Here is a 9,471-nt window from a genome sequence, read left to right as displayed (position 1 = left end):
TTGGGGGTGGGGGTCCCCCCTGCTCGAGCGAAGCCGAGAGCTTGGGGGAGTGCCGGGCGTCGCGACGGGGCGAACGTTGCCTGTTGCGGCACTAGAGACTGAGCGGGGGTGAGTCCTGTTAGACCACCCGCCACCAGGCTGCCGCCGTGGCGATCGGAAGGCGCGCCCTGGGACACCGGATCCGGCGACGGACGGCACCGCCCCCACACGACCGGAGTGATCGTCCGGGGCATCGGACCGTCCAGGCCGCACCGGCTGTCCTCGGGCGTGAGGGAACCCGCCCCCGCATTCCCGGACCACGGACACGATCCGCCGGCGCCGGCTGCGGAGCGAAAGCGGGCGACCAGTGGGCCCACAACCGTTCGGGGCACACGGCTGAGTACGAGCCCTGGCATGACTCCACGGTCAGGGCACGCTTGCGCTGCGCCCACCGCTCGCTGTCATGGTCGAGCCCGGCCGCGCAGCGGGCCTTCAGATCCCGGGAGGCCAGGGAAGAGAGCAGGTCACCGACCAGGCGCAGGACCTTCCCGTCCTGTGCGGTCAGCCCCTTCAGGCTGCACCGGATGGCCACCCCGGACGGGCCGGGCACCACGAACGAAGCCGCCACCTGGCGCAGCCCGCCCATCCCCCCACCCCCTGCCCGGTGCCCAAGAACCCCTCACCACACCCAACGAACACCACCCGGCGAAGGTCACGCATTCGATGCAAGAACTCCCGTTCCCCACCCAGGCCCGCGCACAACGTGGCCGAGATGCTCACTCATGCACGCCAGAACGCGTCCAAGTGCTGTCAAACAGCAGCAGTTCCCGACTCCCTTGCTCCCGGGGCGGGCGTGCTCCGGGCCGGACATGGCTGAGAGACTGAAGACGTCACCGCACGCAGACCGACAAGACCGACAAGGACCGAAGAGATGACCCGCGTGATCGCCGGTCGCGCCGGCGGGCGCCGACTCGCCGTTCCGCCCGGGCACGGGACCCGCCCCACCTCCGACCGGGCGCGCGAGGGCCTCTTCTCGAGCTGGCAGGCCCTCCTCGGCGGCCCGCTGGACGGCGAACGGGTCCTCGACCTGTACGCCGGCTCCGGCGCCGTCGGCCTGGAGGCCCTGTCCCGCGGGGCCGGCCACACCCTCCTCGTGGAGGCCGACGCCCGCGCCGCCCGCACCGTCCGTGAGAACGTCAGGGCGCTCGGCCTGCCCGGCGCCGAAGTCAGAGCGGGCAAAGCGGAACAGATCATCCGGACATCGGCGCCGGCGGACCCGTACGACATCGTCTTCCTCGACCCCCCGTACGCCGTGTCCGACGACGATCTTCGCGAGATTCTGCTCACACTCCGTTCGGGGGGCTGGCTCGCGGCCGAAGCCCTCGTCACCGTGGAGCGCAGCACCAGAGGCGGGGAATTCCGGTGGCCGGACGGCTTCGACGCGATCCGGGCCCGTCGCTACGGCGAGGGCACGTTTTGGTACGGTCGCGCCGCCTCTACGTGCGAAGACGCACGATGACCGGACCGGAGAGCGAGGGATCACAAGTGCGCCGCGCCGTCTGTCCCGGGTCGTTCGACCCGATCACCAACGGACACCTCGACATCATCGCCCGCGCCTCCAAGCTGTACGACGAGGTGTACGTGGCGGTGATGATCAACAAGGCCAAGAAGGGCCTGTTCGAGATCGACGAGCGGATCGACCTGATCCGCCAGGTCACCGCCGAGTTCGGGAACGTCACGGTGGAGTCCTTCCACGGCCTCCTCGTCGACTTCTGCAAGCAGCGCGACATCCCCGCCATCGTCAAGGGCCTGCGCGCCGTCAGCGACTTCGACTATGAGCTGCAGATGGCCCAGATGAACAACGGCCTCTCCGGTGTCGAGACCCTCTTCGTCCCCACCAACCCCACCTACAGCTTCCTGTCCTCCTCGCTCGTCAAGGAAGTCGCGGCCTGGGGCGGGGACGTCTCGCACCTGGTGCCCCCGATCGTCCTCGAAGCCCTCGACCAGCGCCTGAAGAAGGACTGAGCGGTCCCCGACGGGACCCCCGAGAACCTGACACCCCGTCATCCGGTGTCGGGTGGTGCGGCAGTGGCCGTACAGTCGATCCGTCCGTCTCCAACACATCCGTAGAGAGTGGCGAGCACACGGTGGACGTGCAGAAGAAGCTCGACGAGATCGTCGCGGTGGTCTCCAGCGCCCGGTCCATGCCCATGTCGGCGTCGTGCGTGGTCAACCGCGCCCAGTTGCTCGCGATGCTCGAAGAGGTGCGCCGGGCGCTGCCAGACTCCCTGGCCGAGGCCCAGGAGCTGATCGGCGACCGGGAACAGATGGTGGAACGGGCCCGCCAGGAGGCCGAGCGGATCATCGAGAGCGCGCACGCCCAGCGCGGCTCCCTGATCTCCGACACCGAGGTAGCCCGCCGCTCCCAGGCCGAGGCCGACCGGATCCTCGCCGCGGCCCGCCAGGAGGCCGAGGAGATCCGCGCCGAGGCCGACGACTACGTCGACTCCAAGCTCGCCAACTTCGAGGTCGTCCTCACCAAGACGCTCGGCTCGGTCGGCCGCGGCCGCGAGAAGCTCCTCGGCACCGGTCCCGGCCTCGACGAGAACGGCTACGAGGACGAGGACGCCCCCGAGCGCAGCCACGACCCGGAGACCCTGCGCCGCGACGCCGACACGTATGTGGACGCCAAGCTCGGCGCCTTCGAGGCCGTCCTCGCCAAGACCCTGGAGGCCGTCGGCAAGGGCCGCCAGAAGCTGCACGGCCGGATCGCCACCGACGACCTCGGCGCGCTGGCCGGCGACACCACCACCGTCCAGCACACCAGCGACGCCGACTACCTCGCCGACCTCGCGGCCCTCGCCGACACCCCGGACCCGGCGCCCGCGATCCCGGCCCAGCAGACGGAGCCGGCCTATGCGCAGGCGCAGGACCCGTACGGCTACCAGCAGCCCGACCAGTACGGTTACCAGCAGACGTACGCCCAGCAGGACGCCTACGGATACCAGCAGGCCGACCCGTACGCCGCCTACCCCCAGGCCGGGGCCTACGACCAGCACCAGCAGGCCGCGTACGACCAGGGCCAGAGCCAGCAGGGATACGGCGGGACAGGCGCCCTCGACGAGACCAGCCTCTTCGACACCAGCATGATCAGCGCCGAGCAGCTGCGGGCCTACGAACAGGAACGCGGCGGTCATTGAGGGCTTCGGCGTACGCGTCCCGGCCCCCTTCGGGCGGACCGGATTGGGCCGAGAGCGGAAGGTCCAGTATCCTGGCTCTTCGGTCGCGCGTATGCACACGTTGTTTCGTAGACGTCCGCGATCGCCGCTGCCCGGGAACGCCGGAGGGCAGCGTCCCCTGAGCTTCGAAGACCGAAAGCAGGAATGGCCCTGAACGCCCGCCTCGACCACCGCAACCCCCTCGTGTTCGACACGCACGAGCTGGGTCGGCGGCCTGGTGCGCTGCAGCGCCTGACCCGCACGGTCGACGCCCCGAAGGACTTCGGTATCCGCGGGGTCATCGGAGTGCCGGAAGGCGCGCCGGTGGAGCTCGAACTCCGCATGGAGTCGGTCATGGAAGGGGTGCTCGTCACGGGCACCGCCCGTGCCAGGGCCGAGGGGGAGTGCGTAAGGTGTCTGGAGCCGGTCGAGCTGGAGCTCGAAGCGGACTTCCAGGAACTGTTCTCGTACCCTGACGCCGACGACCGGGGCCGTGTGATCGCGGAACCGGGCGACGACGCCGAGGACGACGAGGACAGGTTCTTCCTCGAGGACGGACTCTTCGACCTCGAACCTCTGCTGCGCGATGCGGTGGTGCTCGCACTGCCGATGCAGCCGGTGTGCCAGGAAGACTGTCCGGGCCTGTGCTCCGAGTGCGGGGCGCGGCTCGCGGACGACCCGGACCACCACCACGACGCCGCCGACATCCGTTGGGCGGCACTGCAGGGATTCGCCGACTCACTCCAGAGTGGCGACAAGGACGAGACGAGCGGCGCCGAAGCGGGCGTCGACGAGAAGCAGGAGAAGTAGCCGTGGCTGTTCCGAAGCGGAAGATGTCGCGCAGCAACACGCGCCACCGCCGGTCGCAGTGGAAGGCTGCGGTCCCCACCCTGGTCGCGTGCGAGCGCTGCCACGAGCCCAAGCAGCAGCACATCGCGTGCCCGTCGTGCGGCACCTACAACAAGCGCCAGGTCCTCGAGGTCTGAGCGGCTGGTGAGAGGTCTGATGTCTGACGCCACGGCGGACCCAAACGCCAGGAAAAAGGCGGACAACACAGCCTCGTCCCACACGCTTCTGGAAGGGCGGCTCGGCTACAAGGTCGAGTCCGCCCTTCTGGTGCGTGCGCTGACCCACCGCTCCTACGCGTACGAGAACGGCGGTCTGCCGACGAACGAGCGCCTGGAGTTCCTCGGGGACTCCGTGCTCGGCCTCGTCGTCACCGACACGCTGTACCGCACCCACCCCGACCTGCCCGAAGGCCAGCTGGCCAAGCTGCGGGCCGCGGTGGTCAACTCGCGTGCGCTGGCGGAGGTGGGCCGCGGGCTCGACCTCGGCTCCTTCATCCGGCTCGGCCGGGGCGAGGAGGGCACGGGCGGCCGGGACAAGGCGTCCATCCTCGCCGACACCCTCGAAGCGGTGATCGGTGCTGTCTATCTCGACCAGGGGCTGGAATCGGCGGCGGAGCTGGTGCACCGCCTGTTCGACCCGCTGATCGAGAAGTCCTCGAATCTCGGCGCCGGCCTGGACTGGAAGACCAGCCTCCAGGAGCTGACCGCGACCGAGGGGCTCGGCGTTCCCGAGTACCTGGTCACGGAGACCGGCCCGGACCACGAGAAGACCTTTACTGCTGCCGCCCGCGTCGGAGGCGTCTCGTACGGCACCGGCACCGGCCGCAGCAAGAAGGAGGCGGAGCAGCAGGCCGCGGAGTCGGCCTGGCGCTCCATCCGCGCCGCCGCGGACGAGCGCGCCAAGGCGGCGGCCGAGGCGGGGGCCCCCGACGGGACCACCGAGACCGCCGCCACGGCCCCGGCCAGCGACACGGCCACGGCCTGATTCCTTCATCACCGCCCCTGCCCCGGCACCTGTGCCGGGGCAGGGGCCGTTTCATGGAACGACCCGGGCGGGAGGCGTGCTGAGACGCCCGAAGACGGCTCGAACGCCCGTAGAGACGCTTCGACGACGTCCGCTACGTCGCGCCAGGAGCGCTGAGGCGATACCCCGCCGATACCCCGCCGGGCGAGCGGTGCGGCCCGCGTCCGCTCCTGTGCGCGCCGCGCCGGTCCTTCCGTGCCGGTACGCAGCGGCTGGCGGCGCGCTTCGTCCCGCCGTGCCGGTACGCAGCGGCTGTCGGCGCGCTTCGTCCCGCCGTTCCGGACGGGCGTCACCCGTTCCTGACCAAGAGGTACGCTGCGGACGTCGCCCCCTGTTCACCCCTTCGGAGGAGTCCGTGCCCGAGTTGCCCGAGGTCGAAGTCGTGCGGCGCGGGCTGGAGCGCTGGGTGGCCCACCGGACGGTCGCCGAGGTGGAGGTGCTGCACCCGCGGTCCGTCCGCCGTCACCTGGCCGGCGGGGACGACTTCGCGCACCGGCTGAAGGGGCAGCGCACAGGCACCCCCAGCCGCCGCGGGAAGTACCTCTGGATCCCGGTCGAGACCACGGGCACGGCGATCCTCGCCCACCTCGGCATGAGCGGTCAGCTCCTCGTCCAGCCGCACCGGGCGCCGGACGAGAAGCACCTCAGGATCCGGGTCAGCTTCGACGACGCCCTCGCCACCGAGCTGCGCTTCGTCGACCAGCGCACCTTCGGCGGCCTCTCACTGCACGAGACCGCCCCCGACGGGCTGCCCGACGTCATCGCGCACATCGCCCGCGACCCGCTCGACCCGCTCTTCGACGACGAGGCCTTCCACCAGGCACTGCGGCGCAAGCGCACCACCATCAAGCGGGCCCTGCTCGACCAGTCGCTGATCAGCGGCGTCGGCAACATCTACGCGGACGAGGCGCTGTGGCGCTCCCGCATCCACTTCGAGCGCCCCACCGCCGGCTTCACGCGCCCCCGTACCGCGGAACTCCTCGGTCACATCAGGGACGTGATGAACGCGGCGCTCGCCGTCGGCGGGACCAGCTTCGACAGCCTCTACGTCAACGTCAACGGGGAGTCGGGTTACTTCGACCGGTCGCTGGACGCCTACAGCCGCGAGGGCGAGCCCTGCCGGCGCTGCACCACGCCCCTGCGCCGCCGCCCCTGGATGAACCGCTCCAGCTACTTCTGCCCGAGCTGTCAGAGAGCGCCGCGCGTCTCGTCGTAACGCCCTCGGGCCGCCAGGACGTCGTCCATACGGCCCTCCACGCAGTGGATGAGGGCCAGCAGGCGCTCGGCGACCTCGCGGCCGAGGGGGGTCAGTTCGTAGTCCACCCGCGGCGGGTTGGTCGGCTGGGCCTCGCGGTGCACCAGCCCGTCGCGCTCGAGCGCGTGCAGGGTCTGGGACAGCATCTTCTCGCTCACGCCGTCGACCCGGCGGCGCAGCTCGTTGAAGCGCATCGAGCCCTCGTACAGCGCGCCGAGCGTGAGTCCGCCCCAGCGGCCCGTGACGTGCTCCAGCGTCCCGCGCGAGGGGCATGCCTTGGCGAACACGTTGTAGGCGAGGTCCTGTTCCTCCGCACGCTCCTGGGTGCCGTTCATGCTCCAAGCGTACGCGAGCGCAGCGCTAACCACCAGGTTGTACTAACCAAAAGTTAGTGCTTTCCTTTGGTCATTACCGGTGAGCTGCGCGCCTTTGTCGTGGCTGCCGTTTCATGACCTCTGAGGAGAGCGAACCGTGACCACCCCTGTTGTCTCCATCGCCTACCACTCCGGCTACGGCCACACCGCCGTCCTCGCCGAGGCCGTACGGGACGGCGCCGCAGACGCCGGCGCCCAGGTCCGCCTGATCAAGGTCGACGAGATCACCGACGAGCAGTGGGCGACCCTCGACGCCTCGGACGCGATCGTCTTCGGCTCGCCGACCTACATGGGCACCGCGTCCGGCGCCTTCCACGTCTTCGCCGAGGCGTCCTCGAAGCGGTGGTTCGGGCAGGACTGGAAGGACAAGCTGGCCGCCGGCTTCACCAACTCCGGGTCCAAGAGCGGCGACAAGCTGCACACCCTGCAGTTCTTCCAGATCCTGGCCGCGCAGCACGGCATGAACTGGGTCAACCTCGGTCTGCACCCCGGCTGGAACGTCAGCACCGGCTCCGAGCACGACCTCAACCGCCTCGGCGTCTTCGCCGGTGCCGCCGCCCAGACCAACAACGACGAGGGCCCGGAGGCCGTCCACAAGGCCGACATCGCCACCGCCCGGCACCTCGGGCGCCGCGTCGCGGAGGCGGCACGCGTCTTCACGCTCGGCCGCGCGGCAGCCTGAGCCGCCCGCACACAGCCGTGCCCCCGCCCAGGACGCCCCGGGCGGGGGCACGCGCGTACGGCTGCGGTCGTACAGGAGTGCGTCAGTAGCCGAAGTCCTGCGTCCACCAGGGGCCGCCGGAACCGAAGTGCACGCCGACGCCCAGGGTGGTGAAGTCGCAGTTCAGTATGTTCGCCCGGTGGCCGGGGCTGTTCATCCAGGCGTCGATGACGTCCTGCGGGGTCGCCTGGCCGCGGGCTATGTTCTCGCCGCCCAGGTCCGTTATGCCGAGCCCGGCCGCCCGCTGCCACGGGTCCTTGCCGTCGGGGTCGGTGTGGTCGAAGAAGTTCCGCGCGGCCATGTCCTCGCTGAACGCCTCCGCCAGCTTGCGCAGCGGGCCGTTGGGGGTCACCGGGGAGCAGCCCACCTTGGCCCGCTCCTGGTTGACCAGCTTGAGCACCTCGGCCTCGGCGGCGGCCTCGGAGGTCACCTTCTGGTGCGGGATCGTCACCGGCTTCTTCGTGGGCTGCTCGGACGGCGGCGCGGCCGTCGCCGTGCTCCCTGTCGCGGTGGGGGACGGTGTCCGCGGGGGCTGGGTGGTCGGCGCCGCCAAGGACGCCGAGGGGGTGGAGGGGGTCGCGGTCGCCGCCGGCGTGGGCGAGCGGTCGGCGTCACGGCTGGTGGACGAGGACCCGCGGGAGTCCGCGCTGCCGCTCGTGCCGCCCTGCTGGGTGGCGAAGCCCGACGGGCTGGTGCCGCCGGCCTGCACATCGCCGGAGTCACCGCTCACCGAGAAGTGGTTGCCGCCGGGCAGCACCCCGGTGGCGACCGCCACGGTGCCCAGCGCCACGGCGGCCGAGACGCCCAGCAGGCCCGTGCGCACCGGCGTCGGGGCGTTCTTCCTGCGGTGCGAGCGTGTCGCGCGCCGCTCGGCCTCCAGGACCGCGGCGAAGCCGTAGAGGTTCTCCGGGCCGTAGCGCTCCGGTGGGGTGGCGTAGCTCTCTGTGACCCTCTTGGCGCGGCCCCCCGTGGCGGCGCGTCCGGCGGCGGAGCGTCGGTGGCGTCCCATTGCTGGCCTTCCTGGTCTTGCGGTCGGCGCAACTCACACGATCGTGTGAGTTTCACGTGAGAGTTATGGGTGGGGACGGTACCGCATCGCGCACGGGGCGGATGTGCCGGGAGGGACATTGGCCGGTTAGCGTGCACCCATGAACGACGACGCACGGCTGGTCGCGTGGGTGCGCGGACGTGTCCAAGGGGTGGGTTTCCGCTGGTTCACCCGGGCCAAGGCGCTGGAGATCGGCGACTTGAGTGGTTTTGCCCTCAATCTGGAGGACGGACGGGTCCAGGTGGTCGCCGAGGGGTCCCGGAAGGGGTGCGAGCGCCTGCTGGGGTGGCTCCGGGGCGACGACACACCCGGGCGTGTGGACGGAGTCACTGAGATTTGGGACACGCCCCGCGGCGGCTACGACGGCTTCGCGATCCGCTGAGCCGAAGCCCGAAGAACCCCGCTGAGAAGCGCAGGGACGTGCCACGGGCATCTGCCCCGAGCGGAAAGGTGCTGGTGGTTGCCAAGAACCGCTTGCCGTGGCAGGCTCCGCGGGTAAGGATGATCTCCACGCCCCCAGGGGCCCGCAGGAGCCGCCGCGCCGCCCGCTCAGGGCCGTGCGCCCCCGGGTTTGCCCGCCACCGCAGGGCGTGATCGTGTTGACCGTCAAACTTTTTGGTGAGACGCTGAAAGCCCCGCGCACCTTAGCTGTTTGGCATGGAAGCACGGCGTAGAACTCACCATGCCGGGCACCGCGGGTGCGAATCCCTCACGACCCACACCGCATCGGTCGGTCACTCATTGTGGAGGACCATCCATCATGGCAAAGGCGCTTCTCGGTTACGTCGGCGGCTCCGACCCGCGACTCCTCGCCGAGATGCGACGGCTTCAGCAGCGCGTCCAGGAACTCGAAGCCGAGCTCGGACGGATCCAGGCGGAGAACGACGCGCTGTCCTCGGCTGCCGCTTCTCACGACAGGATCATGGAGAGCGTCGACGCACACCAGGCGGAGCCTGCGCTCACCTGATCACTGCATCACGCCACGGCACACGCAGTGGTCGGGC

General features: G+C 70.5%; 12 protein-coding genes and 1 pseudogene. 11 read left to right on the top strand and 2 right to left on the bottom strand.

The features are described 5' to 3' along the window. Positions 1-122: 122 nt before the first annotated feature. The 8 genes and pseudogenes from AB0N14_RS24725 to mutM all read left to right on the top strand — a co-directional run. A pseudogene (locus tag AB0N14_RS24725) lies at positions 123-392 on the top strand (IS200/IS605 family accessory protein TnpB-related protein); the annotation flags it as partial. Positions 393-910: 518 nt separating this feature from the next. Then, a complete protein-coding gene (rsmD, locus tag AB0N14_RS24720; protein WP_366027874.1) occupies positions 911-1,498 on the top strand; it encodes a 16S rRNA (guanine(966)-N(2))-methyltransferase RsmD in 588 nt (195 codons plus the stop codon). Between the two features lie 26 nt (positions 1,499-1,524). Then, a complete protein-coding gene (coaD, locus tag AB0N14_RS24715; protein ID WP_366027882.1) occupies positions 1,525-2,004 on the top strand; it encodes a pantetheine-phosphate adenylyltransferase in 480 nt (159 codons plus the stop codon). A gap of 122 nt (positions 2,005-2,126) precedes the next feature. Next, complete coding sequence (locus tag AB0N14_RS24710) at positions 2,127-3,179, top strand: cell division initiation protein (protein ID WP_366027873.1); 1,053 nt, start codon at positions 2,127-2,129, stop codon at positions 3,177-3,179. A 183-nt stretch (positions 3,180-3,362) separates the two neighbouring features. Next, positions 3,363-4,007 carry a DUF177 domain-containing protein gene (locus AB0N14_RS24705; RefSeq protein WP_366027872.1) on the top strand — a complete coding sequence of 215 codons (645 nt, stop codon included), beginning with the start codon at positions 3,363-3,365 and terminating at the stop codon, positions 4,005-4,007. 2 nt (positions 4,008-4,009) lie between these two features. Beyond that, positions 4,010-4,183, top strand: a complete 174-nt coding sequence (rpmF, locus tag AB0N14_RS24700; protein WP_003951102.1) for a 50S ribosomal protein L32 — start codon at positions 4,010-4,012, stop codon at positions 4,181-4,183. Between the two features lie 19 nt (positions 4,184-4,202). Further along, positions 4,203-5,030, top strand: coding sequence for a ribonuclease III (gene rnc, locus AB0N14_RS24695; protein WP_366027871.1), 828 nt, complete (start codon positions 4,203-4,205; stop codon positions 5,028-5,030). Between the two features lie 394 nt (positions 5,031-5,424). Beyond that, a complete protein-coding gene (gene mutM / locus AB0N14_RS24690) occupies positions 5,425-6,285 on the top strand; it encodes a bifunctional DNA-formamidopyrimidine glycosylase/DNA-(apurinic or apyrimidinic site) lyase (RefSeq protein WP_366027870.1) in 861 nt (286 codons plus the stop codon). Here mutM and AB0N14_RS24685 read toward each other — a convergent pair. Next, positions 6,258-6,659 carry a helix-turn-helix domain-containing protein gene (locus AB0N14_RS24685; RefSeq protein WP_366027869.1) on the bottom strand — a complete coding sequence of 134 codons (402 nt, stop codon included), beginning with the start codon at positions 6,657-6,659 and terminating at the stop codon, positions 6,258-6,260. The genes mutM and AB0N14_RS24685 overlap by 28 nt on opposite strands. Positions 6,660-6,795: 136 nt before the next feature. Between AB0N14_RS24685 and AB0N14_RS24680 the strand changes: the two genes are divergently transcribed. Then, the gene (locus tag AB0N14_RS24680) at positions 6,796-7,380 is read left to right on the top strand and encodes a flavodoxin family protein (RefSeq protein WP_366027868.1); all 585 of its coding nucleotides are present in this window, start codon (positions 6,796-6,798) and stop codon (positions 7,378-7,380) included. A gap of 82 nt (positions 7,381-7,462) precedes the next feature. Here the strand turns inward: AB0N14_RS24680 and AB0N14_RS24675 are convergent, their stop codons facing one another. Beyond that, positions 7,463-8,428 carry a CAP domain-containing protein gene (locus AB0N14_RS24675; protein ID WP_366027867.1) on the bottom strand — a complete coding sequence of 322 codons (966 nt, stop codon included), beginning with the start codon at positions 8,426-8,428 and terminating at the stop codon, positions 7,463-7,465. Between the two features lie 139 nt (positions 8,429-8,567). Here AB0N14_RS24675 and AB0N14_RS24670 point away from each other — a divergent pair, with 139 nt between their 5' ends. Further along, the gene (locus AB0N14_RS24670; RefSeq protein ID WP_366027866.1) at positions 8,568-8,849 is read left to right on the top strand and encodes an acylphosphatase; all 282 of its coding nucleotides are present in this window, start codon (positions 8,568-8,570) and stop codon (positions 8,847-8,849) included. A gap of 378 nt (positions 8,850-9,227) precedes the next feature. Continuing rightward, positions 9,228-9,434 (top strand): hypothetical protein, encoded by a 207-nt coding sequence (locus AB0N14_RS24665; RefSeq protein WP_200422604.1) that lies wholly within the window; start codon positions 9,228-9,230, stop codon positions 9,432-9,434. Positions 9,435-9,471: the final 37 nt, after the last annotated feature.

The organism is Streptomyces sp. NPDC051104 (assembly GCF_040682835.1).
Taxonomy (GTDB): Bacteria; Actinomycetota; Actinomycetes; order Streptomycetales; family Streptomycetaceae; genus Streptomyces; species Streptomyces cynarae.
This window is presented reverse-complemented; position numbering and strand designations above follow the sequence as displayed.